Annotated in this window: 23 protein-coding genes and 1 tRNA gene; 16 read left to right on the forward strand and 8 right to left on the reverse strand. The window is 42.6% G+C overall.

The features are described from left to right. The first annotated feature begins 64 nt into the window (after positions 1-64). From LEP1GSC060_RS07655 to LEP1GSC060_RS07690, 8 genes are all read left to right on the forward strand, one after another. Positions 65-631 carry a hypothetical protein gene (locus LEP1GSC060_RS07655; RefSeq protein WP_036095764.1) on the forward strand — a complete coding sequence of 189 codons (567 nt, stop codon included), beginning with the start codon at positions 65-67 and terminating at the stop codon, positions 629-631. 165 nt (positions 632-796) lie between these two features. Continuing rightward, positions 797-2,038, forward strand: coding sequence for a 6-hydroxymethylpterin diphosphokinase MptE-like protein (locus LEP1GSC060_RS07660; RefSeq protein ID WP_036095766.1), 1,242 nt, complete (start codon positions 797-799; stop codon positions 2,036-2,038). Positions 2,039-2,137: 99 nt separating this feature from the next. Continuing rightward, a complete protein-coding gene (locus LEP1GSC060_RS07665) occupies positions 2,138-2,626 on the forward strand; it encodes a response regulator (RefSeq protein ID WP_036095769.1) in 489 nt (162 codons plus the stop codon). Continuing rightward, entirely contained in the window at positions 2,562-3,878 is a 1,317-nt protein-coding gene (locus LEP1GSC060_RS07670) for a HEAT repeat domain-containing protein (protein WP_080634531.1), read from the forward strand. Before LEP1GSC060_RS07665 ends, LEP1GSC060_RS07670 begins: the two co-directional genes overlap by 65 nt. Before the next feature lie 4 nt (positions 3,879-3,882). Continuing rightward, positions 3,883-4,392, forward strand: a complete 510-nt coding sequence (locus LEP1GSC060_RS07675) for an LIC_11959 family protein (protein ID WP_003000436.1) — start codon at positions 3,883-3,885, stop codon at positions 4,390-4,392. Continuing rightward, a complete protein-coding gene (locus LEP1GSC060_RS07680) occupies positions 4,376-4,942 on the forward strand; it encodes a hypothetical protein (RefSeq protein ID WP_003000368.1) in 567 nt (188 codons plus the stop codon). Before LEP1GSC060_RS07675 ends, LEP1GSC060_RS07680 begins: the two co-directional genes overlap by 17 nt. A 58-nt stretch (positions 4,943-5,000) precedes the next feature. Further along, a tRNA-Ile gene (locus LEP1GSC060_RS07685) sits at positions 5,001-5,074 on the forward strand. 1,051 nt (positions 5,075-6,125) lie between these two features. Next, positions 6,126-6,602 carry an LIC11966 family lipoprotein gene (locus LEP1GSC060_RS07690; protein ID WP_036095772.1) on the forward strand — a complete coding sequence of 159 codons (477 nt, stop codon included), beginning with the start codon at positions 6,126-6,128 and terminating at the stop codon, positions 6,600-6,602. A gap of 454 nt (positions 6,603-7,056) precedes the next feature. On the opposite strand, the gene LEP1GSC060_RS20535 is transcribed toward LEP1GSC060_RS07690, so the two are convergent. After that, positions 7,057-7,305, reverse strand: coding sequence for an ankyrin repeat domain-containing protein (locus LEP1GSC060_RS20535; RefSeq protein ID WP_036095775.1), 249 nt, complete (start codon positions 7,303-7,305; stop codon positions 7,057-7,059). After that, a complete protein-coding gene (locus tag LEP1GSC060_RS20540) occupies positions 7,284-7,385 on the reverse strand; it encodes a hypothetical protein (protein WP_338041955.1) in 102 nt (33 codons plus the stop codon). Before LEP1GSC060_RS20540 ends, LEP1GSC060_RS20535 begins: the two co-directional genes overlap by 22 nt. Before the next feature lie 70 nt (positions 7,386-7,455). Here LEP1GSC060_RS20540 and LEP1GSC060_RS20285 point away from each other — a divergent pair, with 70 nt between their 5' ends. The 6 genes from LEP1GSC060_RS20285 (at position 7,456) to LEP1GSC060_RS07725 (ending at position 13,048) form a co-directional block, all read left to right on the forward strand. Continuing rightward, on the forward strand, positions 7,456-7,734 hold the full coding sequence (locus tag LEP1GSC060_RS20285) for a hypothetical protein (RefSeq protein ID WP_003000518.1): 279 nt from the start codon (positions 7,456-7,458) through the stop codon (positions 7,732-7,734). Positions 7,735-7,820: 86 nt separating this feature from the next. Beyond that, positions 7,821-8,225: a DUF6968 family protein gene (locus LEP1GSC060_RS07705; RefSeq protein WP_003000472.1), complete on the forward strand. Its 405-nt coding sequence runs from the start codon at positions 7,821-7,823 to the stop codon at positions 8,223-8,225. 493 nt (positions 8,226-8,718) lie between these two features. After that, positions 8,719-10,590, forward strand: a complete 1,872-nt coding sequence (locus LEP1GSC060_RS07710) for an alpha/beta hydrolase (protein ID WP_003000457.1) — start codon at positions 8,719-8,721, stop codon at positions 10,588-10,590. Positions 10,591-10,644: 54 nt separating this feature from the next. Then, positions 10,645-11,217, forward strand: a complete 573-nt coding sequence (locus tag LEP1GSC060_RS07715; protein ID WP_003000489.1) for a bifunctional nuclease family protein — start codon at positions 10,645-10,647, stop codon at positions 11,215-11,217. 98 nt (positions 11,218-11,315) lie between these two features. Then, positions 11,316-11,675, forward strand: a complete 360-nt coding sequence (locus LEP1GSC060_RS07720; protein WP_155119647.1) for a phasin-related domain-containing protein — start codon at positions 11,316-11,318, stop codon at positions 11,673-11,675. 74 nt (positions 11,676-11,749) lie between these two features. Continuing rightward, positions 11,750-13,048, forward strand: a complete 1,299-nt coding sequence (locus LEP1GSC060_RS07725) for an MFS transporter (RefSeq protein WP_003000345.1) — start codon at positions 11,750-11,752, stop codon at positions 13,046-13,048. A gap of 158 nt (positions 13,049-13,206) precedes the next feature. Here LEP1GSC060_RS07725 and LEP1GSC060_RS07730 read toward each other — a convergent pair whose 3' ends face one another. The 6 genes from LEP1GSC060_RS07730 to LEP1GSC060_RS07755 form a co-directional block, all read right to left on the reverse strand. Then, on the reverse strand, positions 13,207-13,818 hold the full coding sequence (locus LEP1GSC060_RS07730; RefSeq protein ID WP_003000556.1) for a hypothetical protein: 612 nt from the start codon (positions 13,816-13,818) through the stop codon (positions 13,207-13,209). Positions 13,819-13,922: 104 nt separating this feature from the next. Next, entirely contained in the window at positions 13,923-15,098 is a 1,176-nt protein-coding gene (locus LEP1GSC060_RS07735; protein ID WP_036095777.1) for an Lsa36 family surface (lipo)protein, read from the reverse strand. 43 nt (positions 15,099-15,141) lie between these two features. Further along, entirely contained in the window at positions 15,142-16,272 is a 1,131-nt protein-coding gene (locus LEP1GSC060_RS07740) for an acyl-CoA dehydrogenase family protein (RefSeq protein WP_003000348.1), read from the reverse strand. A gap of 19 nt (positions 16,273-16,291) precedes the next feature. Continuing rightward, the gene (locus LEP1GSC060_RS07745) at positions 16,292-18,451 is read right to left on the reverse strand and encodes a cAMP/cGMP-dependent 3',5'-cyclic-AMP/GMP phosphodiesterase (RefSeq protein ID WP_003000442.1); all 2,160 of its coding nucleotides are present in this window, start codon (positions 18,449-18,451) and stop codon (positions 16,292-16,294) included. A gap of 23 nt (positions 18,452-18,474) precedes the next feature. After that, a complete protein-coding gene (gene trxA / locus LEP1GSC060_RS07750; protein WP_003000400.1) occupies positions 18,475-18,789 on the reverse strand; it encodes a thioredoxin in 315 nt (104 codons plus the stop codon). A gap of 50 nt (positions 18,790-18,839) precedes the next feature. Continuing rightward, positions 18,840-19,652: a hypothetical protein gene (locus tag LEP1GSC060_RS07755; RefSeq protein WP_003000346.1), complete on the reverse strand. Its 813-nt coding sequence runs from the start codon at positions 19,650-19,652 to the stop codon at positions 18,840-18,842. A gap of 433 nt (positions 19,653-20,085) precedes the next feature. On the opposite strand from LEP1GSC060_RS07755, the gene LEP1GSC060_RS07760 reads away from it, so the two are divergent. After that, a complete protein-coding gene (locus LEP1GSC060_RS07760; RefSeq protein ID WP_003000387.1) occupies positions 20,086-20,337 on the forward strand; it encodes a Sec-independent protein translocase subunit TatA/TatB in 252 nt (83 codons plus the stop codon). Next, positions 20,334-21,143, forward strand: coding sequence for a twin-arginine translocase subunit TatC (gene tatC, locus LEP1GSC060_RS07765; RefSeq protein ID WP_155119649.1), 810 nt, complete (start codon positions 20,334-20,336; stop codon positions 21,141-21,143). Before LEP1GSC060_RS07760 ends, tatC begins: the two co-directional genes overlap by 4 nt.

A 21,143-nucleotide genomic window follows, 5' to 3' on the forward strand; every position in this document is an offset into this window, starting at 1 on the left:
TTTCCAGATCAAGAATCGAATCAAGTAAAAAAAGACGTTTCTTCGAAATTGAAGCGAGAAGCAATTGACATCTCACTTTCCACTGATTTCGTGGTATTTTGAAGTTTCTTTCCAATCTATTCAGGGAATCCGAATGAACCAAAATTCTGAATTTGACATCGTAACTCTTATCGAATTAGCAAAACGCAACAAATATGAAAAAGCTGTTGCCGGGTTTCATACCTTGGATCGAATCGAAAGGCTCGAATTGCCCAAAAAAATCAAAGCTAGAAAATTAGCGGTTCAAGCAATGTTCGCACTTGCCAGCGAAGAAGTTCAATACCAATATTTCACAAAAGAAGAAAGAATCAAACTCGATCAAGAGGCGAATCTCAGTAACGAATCCTACTCAAAATTCAACGGACTTTTCGAAGCTCCACAAGCCCCGATCGCGGAAGAGGATACGGAAGAAGACTTCATTCCGGAAGAAGCGCCTCGCCCGATTCTTGACGGAGATGAAGAGGAAGACTCTCTCGACGAAGAGGATGACGAGGACGATGATGATGACGACGATGAGGATGAAGAAGAAGATGACCTCGAAGACGATGAGGATGAAGAAGAGAGCGAAGATTCCGAAAAGGAAAAGGATTAGAGGTTCCTTAAAACTATCTACCGCCTTGTTTCCAATCCAAACGGCACATTAAATTTAGAGGAAACCCAATCGGGTTTCCTTTTTCATTCCCGCTTTAACCCTATTTCCGAAGGAGAAAGAATCGCCGAACAGATTCCGATTCCACAATCCGGAAGAGAAACGATTCTGATCTTCGGCTTCGGCCTAGGTTATCACGTAGAATCCTATCTTCAAAAAGCGACCGAACCCGTAAATTTACTCATACTCGAACCCATTGTCGCATTAAAACCGATCGCGAAAAAATTTTCCGAGAGAATCTCAAAATCATACGAAACGAAAGGACATCGTGTCGGAATCATTTTCGGTCTGGATGAATTTCTATCCAAACCGCTTTCTTCCTGGCTTTCCGAAAAAACGAACAAGGTCTCCCCTTTTTTACACCCGGTTTATTCCAGGAAGTTTTCCGATCTTACGTTGAACTTTTTGGATTCTCTCAAACAAAACTCGCAAAACGAAGCGGCAAAGGATTATTTTCAAAAAATCTGGACCCGTAACTACGTTCGAAATCTTACGAGTATATTCAAAAACATTAATTCTTATCGGATTCTTTCGGGAACGAAGGAACATTTTTTCAAAGATCAAACTCTTCTTTTTACCGGGGCAAGCCCTTCTCTCGAAGAGGAAACGGATTGGATTCTTAAAAACAGAAACCGATTTCATCTGCTCGTTTCCGACACTTCCTTAGGTTGGATTTTAAATTTCGGAATCGTACCCGACGCGGTTTTAAGTTTGGACTCGTCCAGAGGAACTATATTCCATTTTCGGAATATTCTTCCCGAATACGTTCCGATCCTTACCTGGTTCGGCGGTTCAACTTATCTTTTCGATCTCCCGAACCCGAAATGGATTTATTTTTCCACCTATCCTTTGGATCAAATTCTCAGGTCCCTTTTTTTTCCAAAGGCTCCGATCCTGGAAAATCCCTCCTTGAACATGGCCGGAATCGCCCTATCCTTCGCCAAACATCTACAATACGATCGACTGATTTTAAAAGGTGTGGATTTCCGAAGAAGCGGAGGTCAAACGCATTGTAGATCGAGCGGTTACGAGGTTTATGATCGATCCTTCCTTTCCAGAAAGGAAAGTCTGTTCAAGACCCGATTTCAAAAATCGAAGTCCTGGGAAAAAAGATTCTCCGTTTTAGAAATCTTAAAAAAACAATCCCCGGAACTTTTCAGGCCCGATCCGTTGTCTAATTCTCCGGCAAGGGCGATAACCAAAAAACTCGGAGAGGGTTTGATCTGGGAAGACCCGAAAAAGATCCAGTTGGAAAAGTGGATTCGATTCTGCATCGCACATCCGGATTTGGATCTAAAGAATCACTTTTCTCCTCGGATTTTGCACATCCCTTCGGTAATTGAACTTTAATTTCTAAGGTGTAATTCTCAAAGAAATCGTTATATCCTCTTGACATTTCCACGGAAACGGAAGCAATTCTCTTTCTGAAGATACTTTGGATCCAGGATTATGAATAAAGGTTATATCATTTGTGTCGATGATGAAATATCGGTGCTGGAAACGATCCAGCAGCAACTTCGAAATGAATTCGGAGAAAGCCACGAAATCGAAATCGCAGGGAGCGCCGAGGAAGGACTCGCGTTGATGGAAGAAATTCAAAATTCCGGATACGTGATCGAAGTTGTGATCGCGGATCAAGTGATGCCCGGCATGAAAGGTTCCCAGTTTTTAGAGGAAGTTCACAAAAAACTTCCGGACTCGATCAAGATCATGCTCACGGGTCAGGCGGGACTCGACTCGGCGATTCACGCGATCAACTACGGCGGTTTAAGTCGTTACGTGGAAAAACCTTGGAACATCGAAGAACTGACCGGAGATATACGCTTTTTGATAGAAAAATTCCGCCAAAATTTAGAGAACCAACATTTAATCAATGAACTCAGTAGAAAGATCCAAGAGCTGGAAGAACAAAATCAAAAATTCCAGCAAGAAACCTGAACAAACATCCCACAATTGCGTGAAATACATTCTTTTTTTTGCATATACAATCCTTTTTGTTTTTGCGGAAGCTCCCGTCTTTTCCGTACCCGGTCAAACGAAACCCGCTAAATTTTCCGAAGAACAACTCTTAAAGAAAAAAGACGTACTTCTTCAGGTTTTAAAATTCGGGACCACAAAAGAAAGGGCGATGGCCCTTCGAGAACTCCAAGACTTTCCCCCCGAACATTCCGGAGCTTTGATCGATCAACTCGGAAAAATTTTGGATAAGGACCCGGATTGGATGATGAGGGTCTATACAATTCGGGCCGTCGCCGAATTAAAACTGATTCAATACGGAGAATCCATTCTCAAACTTTTAAAAAGCGACCAGCCCGATATCCAAAAAGAATCCATCTACGCGACCAAAAAGTTAAAACTCGAAAAGGCCGCTCCGATTCTTTTTGAAATCCTAAAATCCCAGGACTTTACCAAAAATTCCAATCTTACCGTCGGACTTTTGGATACTCTGGGAGAATTCCCTCCACAGGAAGAGGCGTCCTCTTTTTTACTCGCGAGGCTGAACGAAAACTTCAATGATCCCGAAATCAGAGCGCAAATCGCTCTGTTCTTCGGAAAAAGCAAAGACAAAAAAGCGGAAGGCGCGTTACTCGAAATCTATAAGGACTCCAAAGAACCGGTTACTCTCAGAAGTTTTTCCGTAAGCGCTCTGGGTAAGATGAAATCCTTTTCCTCGATGTCTACGATCAAGGAAGAATTGGAAAAAATTCGGAATCTCAAAAATAAAGAGGAAGTTAAAAACTTTCAACCCCTAAAAATCCATTCCGTCACGGCTCTTGTTTCCATGGGCGACAAGGATATATTAGAAGAATTGTATGCGTATGCGAGAGACGACGATCCGATCGTGAGACTGAGAGCGATCAAACATCTTACCGATACGGGGGATATGTCCGTTCTTGAAATCTTAGAATACAAGGCTCAACGCGATCCGAGCGAAAAGGTCAAAAAGGCCGCAAAGACGGCGATCGAAAAATTAAAAAAAGGAGAATCCGGAAACGAGTTGGACGACAAAATACCCGGTTCGCCTAAGTTCAAGTCCGGAAACAAAGAAAGGCCGATTCGTTCGGGTGATCCTTCTCCGTTACCCGGAACCTCGCCCGATTCAGGAACGTCCCCACCTTCCGGCGGAGGAGGATCTTCCTCTCCGGGAAACGGCGGCGGCAGATCCGAGTCCGAGGATTTAGAGGACTGATTTCTTGTTACGTTTTTTGAACATTCAAAAAATGTTATGGATTGTTTTTTTTATTTTTGAAATTCCGATTCGATCCTTTTCCGCTCAGGAAGTTCACAGGGCAGCCGCGACGTATCGGAGTTCTATTTCTTTTTCGGAACCTCGAATTTCCGACATTAAAGAATCCTTATCCTCCCAATCTCCCGATTTTCCGAATTCGTTTAAACTTTTTTTTCAAGAACTCAAAGGAAACTACGCGATTTTTTACGACTGGAACGGCGAAACGGTATATTATAAATATAGAATTAACAAATTCGACAAGTCCAGACTTAGGCAAGTTCGTAAACTCGCGGAAGGCGGCGCCTACGAAGTGCGCGGAAACTGGGAAGGTTTGATCGTGTTTCAAGTTTCCACCGTTCCACTTTTTAAAAAAGCTTCCGAAATCAGTCTCGATGAAAAAAAGGAAAGATTTTCGATTCCCGTTTTTGATCTGGTTGAATTCAGGGAACTGACTCTGGATGAAATTATTTATTAAGAAAATTTTAAAACGAACTTTCGAAAGAAAGAATCTCTACGTTTCTTCGATCCTACTTTATTTTTTACTTCATTTCTCCTTCAAACAACTGTATGCCTTAGATCCTCTGGATCCGAATCTTTTTTATCAAACCCCGAACACACCTTTTGTTTTGAATCTTATCAAGATTCGTTTTCCGGAAAAGTGCGAAGTAAGACGCCTGGGAACGGGAAGTCATTGGAAGGTGGTTCCAAGAGAAGGAAGAGCTTGGATGATGATTCTCCGAGAATGGGAGGGGACTCCTTCCGACGAAGAATCTCTCAAATCCTTTTTGAAAAATTTATTTCCGGACTCTAAGAACTTAACTCTTCCGCAGTTCCAAGGTTTAAAAACGATCGGAGCTGAAAGAAAAGAAATCGTTTCCGGAACCCCACTCACCGTACGTTATTTTCTTTTGGAAAAAAATGGGCGGATCGTCTCGATCTATTTCGCTTTCGATTCCGAAAACAAAACCGTTTCCCTTTTTTTTCAAGATCCAAATCGGTTTCTCATCCCCTCGGATTCTTTTTAATCCTTTTCAAGAAATTCACTTGAAGAACGAGACTTCCTGAAAATATTGGAAACACTCCGGGCCTATAGCTCAGTTGGTTAGAGCGGCAGACTCATAATCTGCGGGTCGAAGGTTCAAGTCCTTCTGGGCCCAACGGAGTAAACTTCCTCCAAACAAGATTCAACTCACAAATCAAACAAAGTTCCCAGAAGACTTGAAGCTTTTTCGTGAGAGCATTTGCAGCGATCCTTAGAGAGCGTCGCAAATGCGACTCGAGCCATGGAAGGCGAGAGCATGAAAAAGACGCCGTGGAGCTTAGTCGAGCACGATGCGAGACTGCGTAACGGCAAGTCCTTCTGGGCCCAACGGAGTAAACTTCCTCCAAACAAGATTCAACTCACAAATCAAACAAAGTTCCCAGAAGACTTGAAGCTTTTTCGTGAGAGCATTTGCAGCGATCCTTAGAGAGCGTCGTAAATGCGACTCGAGCCATGATATCGAGCGATCCATGGAGAGCGAGATAGCCAAAAGTCGCGAAGCGAAAGCGTTGGCTTTCAGCGAAGCTGAAATAGCTCGCGACCCAACGTTGCGACAGCAGGCAGCAACGTTTTGAGTTTCCCGAGCGACCGTAGAAACGAGACGCTGAGTTGTTCGCTTGAACTAAAGTGTTGCTCTCGATGGATCGCAACCTATAATCGCTTTCGCATTCGTTATACCGAACTCACGTTAATTTAAATCATACACAAAGACTGTATCCCCGTCCTTTCCTCTGAGCCACATGGCTGTACGAGGCGTCTCCTACAATTCTGTCTAACAAAAAACATACGAATTCTACAATTCAAAAAGGACTTCGCTCAGGCGGTTTTTTTATCATATTTTAAAATAATTTTCATATTATATTATTGTAATTCATTTCCCTTTCCAAAATTCAAACCATCGACTATAAAACGGAACCTTGAAAAGCTGAAAAAAAATATCGCTCCTATCACCAGTCCATCCGCTAAACTATCCTTACGACCGCAACGATTCGGTTTTAATACGAACTTCAAAACATCTGTCAAACCAATATTCATTTCTTCTAATTTAAAGCATTTGATTATAATAAGTTATAAGATCTTTTTTATAATTATAATTTAGGAAAAGTGTCGCCGCCTAAAATCGATTTTCGTATTGAAATTCTAAATTTAAATCCGATTGTGATCCTATGAAAAAACAAAGTATGTTCATATTTACCGCAACGATTGGTTGCATCTTCCTTTTGGCATCCGGGTGCAAACAAGATCCCGTGGACTATAATAACAAAATTATGGAAGTCTTAAACGGTTCTACGGACGACCTAGACACCTTGAACGCGGCCATGGAAAAAGAAGATTATACGACTGCGGAAAATGTAAGAAAAGCGTGGGAAGGAAAACTGAATCAGTCTTCCGATAAATTAAAAGGACTCAGCGACTTTAAAGGCGATTCTAACTTTAAAAATGCAAGCGTTCAAGCGATCGAAACTTATAAAAACATAGTGAGCAAAGACTACAAACGTTTGATCGAACTTCGTAGTATGGGAGCCAAAGCGGATCAGAATGAAGTAAACGATATCCTAAATCGAATCAATCAAGATTTCGAAAAAGCGGCTACGTCTTTAAACGTTGCTTCCGAAAAGTTTTCGAAAGAATACGCTCAATAGTCCTTTCCAGGTTTTTTCCTAAAAACAAAAACCGGCAAATTTATTGATAGCGGCGCTCTCTATCGGTGCCGCTATTTTAAAAACGAGTTCCCGTTCTTTACAATGAAATCCATATTGATTCTATTCTCATTCTTCCCGATGCTTATTTACACGGATTGTAGAAAGTTAGATCGCTCAACAAGAAATGATCTGGCAGAAAAAAAATAGAATTCACGGAAGATTGCAATGTCCGTTCCTTATGGTAGCGGACAAAATAAAAATCCATTCGAGTCGATAAACGTTGTTAGCGTCAAAACCGGATTCGCCCAAACTTTTTCTACGAATTCACGTTATTTACACTTGTCTTAAAGGCGAATTCCGATTTCCTTTAGATCCGTATGGAATCCAATCTTTTGAACTCCCGTTTGCTAAAAAAAATCGATCGAAGCCGACCGGACCTATCCAAAATCAAAACTTATTTGAACGAAGGCGCCGACGTAAATTGTCGAAGCGGCCAAATAGGTGCCCCATGGAGCGGAGTTTCTTGTTCTTCGGTCGATGAATTTGGATCTAAATTGTTTTGAAGAAGGTATTGGATGACGGGAACGTTGTCGTTTAGAGCTGCGTAATGAAGCAAAGAGGCTCCGGTATTGGTTGTGTCTTGAAGGTTCGCTCCGTATTTTTGCAGAAGTTGCAATATTTCTAATCCTTCCTTTCTGCCCATGGGATTTTAAAAACGGGAGTAAACCCTTTCGTGTTTTTTGCGTGGATATCGGCCCCGTGTTCTACAAGTAAATCGATGATTTCTAATCCTTCATTGGCAACGTGAAGTGGAGTGTTTCTTCAATTGTCTCTACCGTCGCACGAGAACTGCGTGAAGAACGCCAAAGTTTTGCTCCCCGCGGGTTGCAAAGTGAATCTTCAAAATGCGAAAGGACGTACCGTTTTACACGAAGCGTTTAAAGGAATCGATGAAATTTTAGAATCCGCCGATTCCAAAGAATATTGGGTCGTAAAAAATCTTTACAATCGGTTTTTAACGATTTTGTTAAACGAAGTCTTTACGGATGTTTTTCCACAGGAATCCGATGATGATTGGTATATTTTCGGCTCGGAACACGATCAAGATCCTTTTTTGATCTACCCATCTTGAAAAAAACGGAAATTGACTTCAGATTGACAAGTATGATTCTTGCGAAAGTATATAATAAAAATTGAATGGATAGGATATATTAAGAATTGAAAGATTCGTATCAACTCGGCGCAGTGATCGCAGAACGAGAACTTTTAATCGAAATTGGAAATCAGAAACACGAGGTTCGCATCAAAATCGGTAAACCGGAAATTCATCCCGAACCGGACATAGGCTGGTATTGCCCACTGCAAATCCTCGGAATCGGCCCCGAAAAAGTTCACGCTTCCCTTGGATTCGATTCTTTAGATTCCATTCAAATGGGATTGAAAATGATCGGCGGGCTTCTCGTCCTTTACTTGCAAAAATTATATCCGACGGATTTGACCTGGCTCAATTCGGAGTATCTCGGCTTCCCTGTTATAGAAACTCCGGAGAATATTGCAAAAGTAGAAACGGATCTCGATTCCAAAAACATAAAGTTCAAATTCAATGGAAACACAAAACGGTAAATTCCGAAAATTGGATTTGAATGAAGAATTAAATCGACGGAACCGCTCTTACAACGGAACGTTAAAATCTTGTGAAAACACAAAACAAAAAACTCGACTTTTCAAAGAATCAATTGATCCGGCCTTCGCTTAACAAAATCGATGCGTGAGCGGCTCGGAAAGCGCGTAAGCGTCCCGTAGGGACGAGCGCAAATGCGCGAGCTTGGAGAAGACGCGACCCTGCGATTTTAAAAAATAAAATCTCGCAGGGGCACGCCCGAACGTTTTCATAAAAACAGACTTTGCATACAATAGTATTTTATAATTTTTGAATCTATTTTTTAAAAGAAAATATTTTCCGGAGTATAAAATTTTTTTTCCGATTTATTGTTTTTCTTTCAAATTTCAACTCGTTTGAACCGAAAGCTTTTCAGAAATAATTCGCTTAAAAGACTAAAAAATCGTTTAAATCCAGGTTGGCACAAAAGTTTTCACCGACAATTCTGGCCGTAGTATGGCTGGACTTCTAGAAAAAAAAACCACATCTCGTAAAAGAAGAGGTAAAAGCGGACTTAACGTTGCGGCTGACGACATTTTTATTTTTCCGATCCCAAATCAGACGTATAAGTTTTTGGAAAAAGTTTGGTCCTCCTTTGTAAATAAAATTGTCGCCTTAACTTTTACAAACAACCAACCCATGTTCAACTATGCGGTCTTTGAAGCGATCCAAGACAAAAATCTTAAAATCGTCGCTTCCGCGACTCATTTTAAAATGAAAGAGATCGCAACCCGAATCGGACTTAAGGACATTCAGGAATTTATTAACAGAACGCTTCCCGTTTCGATTCAGGATCAGGACAATCTTTCCGCCAACTTTATCCGAGAAGCGATCATCTCGGTGGAAACCAAAAAACGTCCCGAAGTGGTTTTCAGCAGTCTCAAGGACGATAAAATTCACCCGAATTTAAGACATCTTCTTTCCGGAACCATGAACTACGCCGCGGGAATTCCTCTCTTCGTGAAAGGAAATCCGATCGGTATGATCTGGGGAATTCGAAGAGATAGAATGAGCGACGAACAAAGGGAGGAAGTCCGGGAACAATTGAGCTCCTTTTACGACGTAGTGGACTTCGTAGTCGCCAGAGAGATGGACAACAAAGCGGACCCTTACATCGCAAAAAAGAATATAGAAAAAGCGGATCTTCACTCCTATGCAAAACATCTCTACTACACAAGAACGGGCGGACAACAACATCCCGTCACTTCGATCATATTCGATTGTCATACTTACAATTGTTCCTATCGTCTGGATGCGAGTTATATCATTCCGTCTAACAACGGTTTTTCGGTCAGTTTAAAACGATTCGAGCCGGAAAAAACGAACGGAGGCGGTAAAATTCTTCTTTTGATCCCCGGTTTTTTCTGTAGGAGATCGGTAATGGACAAGGTCGCCAGAGAGATGGCCCTCAAATACGGTTACCGAGTTTTTTCCATGGACATGCGGGGTCGCTCCAGACAGACCCTTCCTTACAACGGGATCAAAGAAGGTTGGACGATCGACGACTTCATCCAAGAGGACTTTCCGGCCGTCTTAAACTGGATTCGGGAAAGTTTCCCCAAGGAAAAAATCGTAGTGATGGGCCACAGTATGGGAGGAATGATTCCTCGTTACTACGTATCCGCTTACGAAACTTTTATCGCGAAATATCCGCAGAACAAGGTTTCGCTTCCCGATCCCAAAGAAGTGATTTCCGGAATCATCTCCGTGACTTCGCCTAACTTCGTTTCGGTGGGAACCAATATTCCGGGAATGAACGCTCTCAAAACGGGACTCAGCCTGCTTCCCGCAAAATCGATTTCCGATTTTATATTCGATCTTACCACATTCTCTCTTCAATCCACTCTTCCGACCGTGGACCTCAATAAATTCTTTAAGTTCTTATTGGGACTTCATTCTTCTTTGAGAACGGTTTCTTTCGAACTCAGCACAAAAGTCGTCAACCTCAGGGACTTTGTCGGCTACAGACAAATCTCTCCTCCGGAATGGTATTTTTTGATCGAGGATATTTTTTGCGAGGAATCGACGAAGGTCATTCTGCAATTCATCCGCTCCCAATTGAGTAAGGATCACGCGTTTTTCTCTTTCGACGGTTCGATCAATTACACGGAACTGCAAAGAAACTTCCAACTTCCGATTTATTCCGTTTTGGGCACGTTGGATAAAATCGTTCCGGTCGATTCGGTGGAAGAAGAATTAAGGTCGCTCCCTTCTCCCAACAATCAAATTGTAAAATTCGATCAGGGACATTTGGGAATTCTATTTCACATGCCTACGGTTCGGGAAATGTGCGCGGGCTTTCACGATTGGATTCAGAAACTGGACTGATTTCCTCGGGAAAGCATTTGACACCATAGGTTTGCAGGGATAGCCTCCAAGGGAATGGATCTTGTAGAAGCAAAAATTTCCGATATTTCTCTAACGAACGTAGGATTCGCCGTCTTTCTAAAAACGAAGGACGATTCCGATTCCAGAGTGGTTCCGATTTTTATCGGACCCTTGGAAACCCATTCCATCACTTCCGTTTTGGACGGAACCAAACCTCCCAGACCGATGACTCACGACTTGATGACCGTACTACTCGGAACTTTAAACGTGAGCATCCTGAAAATTTCGATCGAAGAAATCATAGACAATACCTTTTACGCGAAAATCACTCTTCGTAAGGACGAAGACGTAATCGTTCTGGACGCAAGACCCAGCGATTCCATCGCACTTGCACTGCGTGCAAACGCCCCGATTTATCTCGCCAAAAAAGTGATCGAAGAAGCCGGAATCGAAATGAAAGACGAGGAAATTCCGGGAGAGTCCATCGCGAGAGAAAAAATTTCCCAACTTCCGAAAACTCAATTGGAAATCCTGCAAGAATCCTTAAACAATGCGCTGAGAACCGAAGATTACGAAACAGCCGCCAGAATCCGAGACCAGATCAAAAAGTTAATAGAGAATTCTTAATTTTCCAGATACAATTTTAAAAAAGAGACGACTTAGAGTCGGTGTAAGTTCTACAATCATCGATCGAACTCAATGGGTAGATCGAAAGGAGAAGCAGATTGGAAAGGTTATTGATGGATATTCTAAACGCGGGAATCGCCCTGTTTCAAAACGGAGAGGAAAAAATCAAACAGTCCTTGGTTGAATTGGATAAGATCTACCAAGAACTGAGAGAAAAAGGAGAAGTGAATCAAAGTATAAAGGCCAATCAGGTTCGAGAACTTCTCAATAAAACGGTTCAGGATGCGACCGAAATTCTTTCCAAAGGTGAGGAGAGCAGCCAACAAGCGTTCGCTAAACTTCAGGAAAATTTTATTCGTCTTTCCGCCGAAATCGAATCGTCCATTCCGGAACCGTTCAAAGCGGCGGCGAAAAACACATTCGAAGAACTGAAACACCTCTTAAGTAAAAAACAATAACTCCCGTTTTTCGAAAATGTTAGGACAAGGCGGGTGGCTTGAAAGACTGTTGTTTTCAGGCCATTCTACCTCGCATGAATAAAATCTCTTTTGTACTTTTTTTTACCGTATTTATCGATATGATGGGATTTTCCGTAATCTTTCCCATCTTCCCGGAAACACTCAAGATCTTTCTCTCTCAATCCGGAGACCCGGTCCTGGATAAGTTTACCGATTTTACAAGGATTTTGATAGAAGCTTCAGGGGGAGATTGGTATTTGTTCGTCGCTCTTTTCGGTGGAATCGTCGCCAGTCTCTATTCCCTTTTACAATTCGCATTCGCGCCTATCTGGGGAAGAATTTCAGATCGTGTGGGCCGAAAGCCGGTGCTGGTTCTTACGAGTTTCGGAAGTTTTTTCGGTTATGCGGTTTGGTTATTTTCCGGAAGTTTTTCTCTATTCGTTCTTTCCAGAGTCATTACGGGAATGATGGGAGGAAACATCTCCGTAGCCTCCGCAGCGATGGCGGATATTACCAGCGAAAAAGATCGCGCGAAGGGAATGGGACTCATCGGAGCGGGTGTGGGTTTGGGATTTATCGCGGGTCCACCGACGGGGGGATTGTTTGCGAAAGTGGACCTGAGCTTTTTAGAACTCGCGTTTCCGGATATTACGTTTACCGTTTTTCCTGCGTCGGCCTTGGCCGCTGCCACGATCGCTTTGGTCAATCTACTTATGATCGCTTTTTGGTTTCGGGAAACCCTGAATTTAGAAGATCGAGCCTCGTCGGAAACGAAAAAGATACATCCGATCATCGGAGTTTTCACTTCCAAAAATAAGGAAGTCGTAATGTATTCTCTGCTTTATTTTGTCTTCGTTTTCGCATTTTCGGGTTTTGAGTTTTCGATCAATTTTTATCTGAGTCAATTTTTGAACTATAGTCCGGTTGCGATCGGTTTTACTTTCGTTTATATCGGGATGATCATCGTTCTGATTCAGGGCGGGGTTTTTCGAAAACTTTCCGGCAAGGTTAAGGAAACGAGACTGATTCGAGCCGGAGGACTTTTTTTGCTCCTAGGTTTTTCACTTCTTTACTTCGTTTCCAATTCCTATCAGCTTTTTATCGCTCTTACGTTCCTGGCCGGCGGAAGCGCTTTACTTCACCCCGCCCTGTCCACGTTAGTCTCTCTTGTATCCGGCAAGGAAACACAAGGAACCAATCTGGGAATGTTTCGAAGCCTCGCTTCCTTGGGAAGAGGACTTGCCCCATTCGTATTCTGTTTGATCTATTTCAGCAGAGGTCCGGCGATTTCGTTTTTGACTTCGGGGATTATTTGTTTTCTATTTTTGCTTTTTATTTGGAAATTGAAACAACCGGGACGCGTTCATTCGTAAATAACGTGAGTTCGGTATAGCGAAAGCGATTTAGGTTGCGATCCATCGAGAGCAACACTTTAGTTTAATTCCGAAGGAATTGTATCAGTATGTTGCGAACGCACCTGAGTTTCTTATTCGCCCAAGATTTCAACCGTCGAACTCACGTTAAATTATTTTTATAAAATCGTCTTCAAAGCGACGGCCAATCTTTCAAAGTGAAGAATCTCGTCGAGTTTACTTCCGTTTTCCAATCGGAGTAAAAACGTATCCCGAACTCCGCCGGAATCCGTAACCGCCTTGAAAGAAAGAATATCGATCCCGTAGAGAAACAAAAGTTGTGAAATTTCAAAGATGATCCCGGGTCTGTCCTTCATTCTCAAATCCATCACGGTGCAGTCGCTTCCTTGAGAATTGAATAAGAACAATTCGATCGGATATCTTTCCTTATTTTTGAGGTATTCCGCTTTTTCCGGAAACTTTTCGAGGTAGCTCAGAACGGAAACACCTTGAAAGAACATTTCCTTCAAATCGGTCTGAATGACCTGAAGCATCTCTTCGGTCATCGGAAGATTTTCCAAATTCCTAACGATGAATATATCGCTGATATAACCGTCTTGAGAGGTTTCGGCCACGGCTTCTTCGATCGTCCAACCTCTTACAAAAAGCGCCGCCGTTACTCTATAGATGATTCCAATTTCGTTATTGGAAATATTCACTTTCAACGCATAGGAACCGTCTCTCGGAATACAGGAAATATGAACGGAAGATTCTGTGGGCGTTTGGATCATAACGGTTTCCTTAAATACATTCTGTTTATTTCTAATACACTCTTCACAAAAAACGAATCTTTATGGAAGAGATATCAATTAGAATGCAAAAAACGTGCCGCTCTTCAAAGCGCGAACTTCACACCCAAGTTCGCCGAATAAATCTTGTCGGAAACCATACCTTCCACCAAAATCTTAAAGGCGAGAAGATTGATTTCCACGCCTCCCAAAAGATAATTAAAACTGTCCTTCGCCTTTGCGTCTCCGTGACTCCGAATCACTAAGTTTCCCGCAGCCGTTGCGGATTGTCCTTTTAAAAAATCATAAGGTAAACCGGCCGCCGCCGCTTCTAGGGTCAGAGCCACCGGACCGCTTACCGCAAGTTGTATATTGGAATTTCCCGAATTTTGGCTCATCCCGGCTCCGGCAAAGATCGTAAGAAAATAAAATAAACGAACTCCGGTGCGAATATCGATCGGTAAGGATTCGGATTTAGATCTGTAACCCAAGGCAAAGTCTGCATCCCATCGCCCGGTTGCAGGACCGAAAGATATCTTTGGAATCGAAGTCGGTGAGTAGCCCAGATCCATCTCTTCGGTCTTACGATGAAATCCGAGTCCCAAACTGAGACCGGTAAAACCGAAAAAGTCCAAACGTGTATAACGTTCTTTGATCAATTGAAAACGAACCGTAGCGCCAAAGGAATTATAGTTACCCGAAAATTTATACTGTTCCGACTGGTCGTTCAGACCTTTCAAATCTCCCTGATCCAATTTTCCTTGAAAACCGTGGACATAAAGATTGATTCTATGAAGAAAGGACCTTCCTTCCCTGTCATTTTCATTCTCTTTTTCTTTCTGATCGGCAGGTCCGTTTCCGGTCAACCAACCCAAATTGAAACCTGCCATCAAAGTAGGCGCCAGGGACGCTCCTCCATTCGGCAAATTGGGGAGCGTAATTCCCCCATATTGGATTTGGATGTCTTCATTTTTAACACCCGCTGCGGATACCCCGGCGCCGATCTGAAATCGATTGATCGTTCCGGTGCCCATCATGGAAGAATTGATCGTAGTAAGCAAAGCCGCGTCCCCCATCGAGTCGACGACTTCGTTTAGATATTTAGTCCGAATTTCGTTTTCCAACCCGTTGAACTGGGAAGAAATATTGCTCGGAATCATCGCACAAGCAGCCCCCGTACACTCGACTTGCGCCAGCAGAGGATTAGCCGGAACGAGTCCGGCAAAAGAAAGTATCAAAATAGGAAAAATTTTTCCTACACTAAAGTTGTGGTAGGTAGACATCATTACCCCGTTTTCATTGGACGGAAATCGTTGGAAATTTCTTTCAGAGCCCTAGACTTCTGCCTATGATCTCTTTCATAATTTCCGTCGTTCCCGCGTAAATTGTCTGGATTCTCGCGTCCAGATACGCTCTGGCGATCGGATACTCCATCATATAACCGTAACCGCCGAAGAACTGCAAACATTCATCCGTATGACGTTTTTGCATTTCGGTGGAATACCACTTTGCCATCGAAGCTTCCGCAGTATTCGATCTTCCGGCCATCGTTTCCAGAGTAATCTTATCGACAAAAAGACGACACATCTCCAGCTCCGTCGCCATTTCAGCCATCTTAAATTTGATGCTCTGAAAGGTTCCGATTTTCTTTCCGAAGGCCTGTCTTTCCTTAATGTATTGAAGGGTAATTCTTTGTACGAGTGCGGTCGCTTCCACGGCTGCGATGGAAAGTACCAATCGCTCCGTAGCCAACTTTTGCATCAGATATCGAAATCCTTGGCCTTGTTTTCCGATCAGGTTTTCCTTAGGAACGATCACGTCGTTGTAATACAATTCCGAAGTATCCTGAGCTTTCAGACCGATTTTTTCTAATCTTCTACCTCTTTCAAAACCCTTCATTCCCTCTTCTACCATAAGGAGAGACATCGTGCCGTTGTCATGTTTAACAGCCGTGATGATTAAATTTGCCAACTGTCCGTTGGAAATGAAGGTTTTTTGTCCGTTTACGACGTAATGATCGCTTTTTTCAATCGCGGAAGTTCTGATATTTTTCAAATCGGAACCGGCTCCCGGCTCCGTCATCGCAACGGCAAGAATACTGTCTCCGCTCGCGCAACCCGGCAGCCAACGTTTCTTTTGCTCCTCGTTTGCGTAAGTCGAAATATAGGGTGCAATTACGTCGTTGTGTAAGGAAATGAAAAATCCGCTGTTCCCTACTCTCGAAGACTCTTCTATTATGATTACATTATATAGAAAATCTGCGTCCGCCCCACCGTACTCCACCGGAATATTCGGACAAAGTAAACCGTTGGCTCCGGCTTTTTTCCAAACTTCTTTAGGAACAATCCCGACTTTTTCCCAGGATTCGTGATTCGGAGCGACTTCCGTCTCAAAAAATTTTCTAGCCATAACACGGAACGTCTCGTGTTCTTCCGTGAATTGAAGGATTCTATCCATTCATTATTTCTCCCTACGTCTACGAATAGACCGTGTTCATTCTCATGTAAACGCCGGGATTCTTCTTTACGTAATCGATCAGATCATTCTGCTGAATGGAATACAACTCTGTATCGACTTCTGCTTTAAACGTATAATTCGATACGAAGCTTTTGGAGATATTGTATATCTCTCCAACGAAGTCCCCATCCGTTAGTTCGGCTAACAAATTACCGTCCTGATAGACGTTCACTTTTCCATTGCGAATGATGTAGGCATCTCCGTAAAATTCTTTTTCTTTCACGAGTATTGAACCTGCGTTCACTTTATGCAAAGTCATGATCAACTCTAACTGAGTGATTTGATGACTGGTCAATCCTCGAAAGTGTCTGGATTCCGCCAATGCCTTCCACGAATTCGAATCTCGGATTTCATTCAACCTCGTTAGGTTGTTTTTAAGATCCGAATTCCGTATAAATTGTAAGAACTTATTTTTTTCGATCGTAAGTGCGAGCACGTCCGTTTCCGCATAAACGTCGGCCGCTCTCGGGAGATCCAATACGAGAGAGGCTTCTCCAAAATACTCGTAAGTTCCGTAACGTTTGATCGGTCCTTGACCCGATTCGTCCTGATTAAGTCCTTCGAACTTCACGTTTCCGGATGCGATGATATAAAACTTATCTCCGGGAGTTCCTTTACGGATGATCTGATCTCCGCGTTTGTATCTTTCTTCATTTACGATGAGTAAAAATTCCTTGGCCTTTTCGATCGGAAATCCGTGAAAAATATCAATCTGAGTCAATACGTCCAAAAGGTTGTAGGCTTCGATATGTTTAGGAGGTGTGATCTCCGGATAGAGTGTGTTCTCAATTCCGAATTTTGCAAGTTTGAGTTTGGTTCCCTCGGGCATATCCTTTCTTGCGATATGATATACCGTAATCTTTCCCTGAACGTCTTCCGGCAGAGATGCAAGATAACTGATTCGAGTATGCAGTGGAGGAATTCCGGCCTCGTGATAAATGATTCTTCTTTCCCAAGGAAACTCTTTGAAAAATTTCCATCTGGATTCGGGAAGAATTCCCTGCGCGTACATTTTATCGTGAATTTCAGGCTCGTTCAAATGATCCGACGTATAAATAAAAGACTGGTCTTGAAAGAAAAACTCGAAACCCACCGAAGGAATCGAATGCAACGCATAATGAAAACTGAATTCTCCTCCGTTGATCATAGTCGCCTTTCCGATGATGATCGGCTGGAAATGAAAAAGTTCCTGCAATTCCTTTTTGGGAATTTTCGTCAGCGCGGAGTATTTTCTTAAAAAACTGTCCATCACCGTTTCGGTCGCGTGAATCGTGATTTTGTTTTCTTCCAAAATTTTTTGAAACGTACCCGCGTCGTGATCGGCGTGACAGTGCGTTAAAATGACGTTATTGATGAGTTTCGGGTTTACGTTCGACTGACGCAACCACTCCGTGGAATTTACCGGAGGATCCACCATGATTCCCTGGTGATTCAGCCAGATGATAAATCCGGAAGTGTTGTCTTCCGGATCGAATCCGTGCGAAGGTCCGAGGCACGTAATCCCGATGATCGGCGCTTGAAACGGTTCGGTCGGCCTTTCCCCGATATCATACTTGATGTTGAATCCGACTTCTCCCGGAACCTCGATCTTTCTTTCTCCGTCCTGAATGAGAAAGTCTCCGTTTTCCAGTTTAAGAATAATTACATTTCCGTAATATACTTTGTTGGCCGCGTCGAATACCTTGAAGTCCACGACGTCGTCGAGTCCTTTGTATCCGCGGAAGTAAGCCATCTCCGCTTTCATATCCGGAAATCCGAAGGATTCTTCCCCGTTGAGATACTCGCTCTTGAGACTGATATTGTCGGGTCCCATTAAGGATTCTTTGAGTACGGTAATAAGCTGGGTTCTTTGTTCTTCCGTACAAACGATGAATGTTTTTTTCTGTCTTAAAAAGAAGTTATAATAGATCGGGAATTCCAATTCCGCCGTGCTAATCCCCTTTTCCACATGAAAGAATTTATTGGGTAAAATAAAGACCAACGGGGACTTTTTCTCCAACCCCATCGTGTCTTTGATCGTTTCCGGCGGAGAGCCGATTTGAAGATATCCCTCGGAGGTATCTATGAGATAACCTCCTCTAGGCAATTCCGTATAACCTTTGTATGTTTCTTTCAGCATAGTACGTAATGGAAGAAAAAGAATTATTTATGTCTTTCGATAAAATTCTTAATTTGGGCTTTCGGAAGAGCTCCGATTACTTTATCCACGAGTTGTCCGTCTTTGTAAAGCAACAATGTCGGAATGGAGGAAATTCCCAAACTTTGCGCCGTGTCTTGGTTATCGTCTACATTCAGTTTTTTGATTTTTACCGTACCGTTCAATTCTCCGGAAAGTTCTTCGAGAACCGGGGCTACCATTCTACAAGGGCCGCACCACTCCGCCCAACAATCGATGAGAACCAATCCTCCGGATGTCTCACTCTTAAAATTTGAATCGTTGATTTCTGCTAATGCCATCTTTGATTCAGTCTCCTTTTTTCCTATAATATATATCAGACTCGTCGGGTCTATTTTTTCTTTTTCTTTTTCTCCTTCTCCGCTTCTATTGATTCGACTTTATCTTTGAGGGATTCGATCAATGTTTTTGTTTTTTCCAAATCCTCCGTTTCTTCACCGGTGGTCTGGAGAATTTTGCGGTTTACTTCGAGCAAGGAGATGGATTTTTTCAGATCCCCCACGTCCTGGGTGGAAAGATCGAATTTAGCGCGGTATTCCTGTGCGGCGTAGTTAGACAGTTCGAGAATCAAATTAAAATGTTCCTGTCGAATGTAATAGTGCGGATTTTCCAAATCCCTTTCTTTTTCAAAAGCCCGAAAATCGAAAATGTTTTTACATAGAACGGCGATCTTAAAATGAATTTCCGGAAAACTCCATTTCCATTTGCTGTTGGTTCCAAAAGCGTCTATCGTTTTGTGAGTCACCTGGCGAATCGCTTTGATAAAATTCAATCTCTGAACGGGAATGAATTCCGGAATTTTCACGAGGAGATCCTTATTTTCCGCCAAACCTCCTTCGAAATCGGCTCCTACCACTTTCTCCATTACGGAAATTGCATTGTATATCTCCTTCCTTCCCGTATTTAAGTAGGTATCGCTTTTGATATCTAAAATCGCGACGCTCAAATCATTTACCAAAAGACAGGTATTGATCGTCTTAATCGCGTTTACGGACAACGCAATCTGGTAGTAAGGTTCGACCCTCGGATCCTTTCTCAACTGAGACTTAAAGAGATTACTCTCCTTTTTAAGGTCTTCCAAATAAACCTTGAAGTCCGTCAACTTCTCCGCAAAGTCCTGTTTTTGCTCTTTGGTTAGTGCCATCTAAAACGGTTTTTTCCCAACTGATATACTTAGAATATCGGTAATTTTCATTTTAAAAAGGACGGAACCGACCGGAATCGTCCCTTTTTTGGTGAAATTTCATTCCTAAAATTTATGTCCTCCTAAGAAACAATTCGGGATGAATTGTCGGAACTCAAAAGAAGATATTTCCATAAAGAGGAGTTTTGCCATCCATTACCTTAAGGGGAACCTTTTTCCGATAAAGACAAACGATCCTTGGATCCTCGTGTTCGGCCTTCGCCGCATTACTTACTATTTGACAGATAAAAGCGAAGGGAAAGTCTAACGAAGGGACGTCGTCCAATTTGTAGAATTTTTTAATGTGCAAATCGGACTTTTAAGTCGGCTTAAAGTCGTATAAACTTTTTTCGTGTGCGGCTTTCGCACCTAAACACCGGTTGAGGTATTTTTTATGTTTGCACCACTTGCAGTTTTCGGATCACTCGGATGGACTGAAATTCTTCTCATTTTATTCATCGCTCTCCTTCTCTTCGGAGGAAAGAGACTTCCTTCTCTGGCAAAAGATTTGGGAGACGGAATCAGGTCGTTTCGTAAATCCTTAACGGGAGAATCGGACGACTCTTCCCAACAAATCGGCCAGGATCAAGAGCCGTCCGAATCGAAAACGAAAGCTTCCAAATCCAAAAAATCCAAATCCGTTTGACGAAACCCGTTCGCGGAATGGCCGTAAAGAAAAAGCTACAACCCCCTCTCCCTCCGGAAGCGTCCAAAGAATCCGTATCGAGAGATCGGGAAAAGTATATGACGCTCGGGGACCATCTGGAAGAACTCCGGACGGTTCTCATACGTTCCCTGCTCGTGGTCGCAGTGATCATGGGAATCTCCTTGTTTTTCGGTGAAGAGATTCACAAGATTCTGGCACAACCTTATAAGAATGTTTTGGGTCCGCAGGCGACCTTCTATCAGATCAAACTGATGGCTCCGTTTATGATCTATTTGAAGAGTTCTTTTATGATCTCGATTCTTTTAGGTCTTCCTTTTGTTCTTTTTTTTCTCTGGGGTTTTGTTTCCCCGGCTCTCGATCCCCGAACGGATCGTTACGGTAAATTTCTCATTCTTTTCAGTACGCTTCTTTTCTGGTTCGGGGTTTGGCTTTGTTGGACCGAGGCTTTCGAAAATCTTTTAAGAATCTTTCTCGTCAACTTTCGTCCTCCGGATATCGAATCCAAACTTCCGATCGACGAATATTACGAAATTTTTTTTAACATCCATTTGATTTTCGGTTTATCTTTTCAGCTTCCTATTGTACTCATTCTTCTTGGCAGTTTGGGAATCGTCCGTTCTTCTTTTCTGCTTTCGAAATGGAGAGAAGCGATCATCGTTCTTGCGATTGCGGCCGCCGTTCTTTCTCCGGGACCGGATTTGATTTCAATGTTGTTCCTATTCGTTCCATTGACGATTTTGTTCGCGGTCTCGATCGTTCTGATGAAAGTGATAGAGAGAGAATAA

Origin of the sequence: Leptospira weilii serovar Ranarum str. ICFT (genome assembly GCF_000332415.1) — a bacterium.
GTDB classification, from domain to species: domain Bacteria; phylum Spirochaetota; class Leptospiria; order Leptospirales; family Leptospiraceae; genus Leptospira; species Leptospira weilii_A.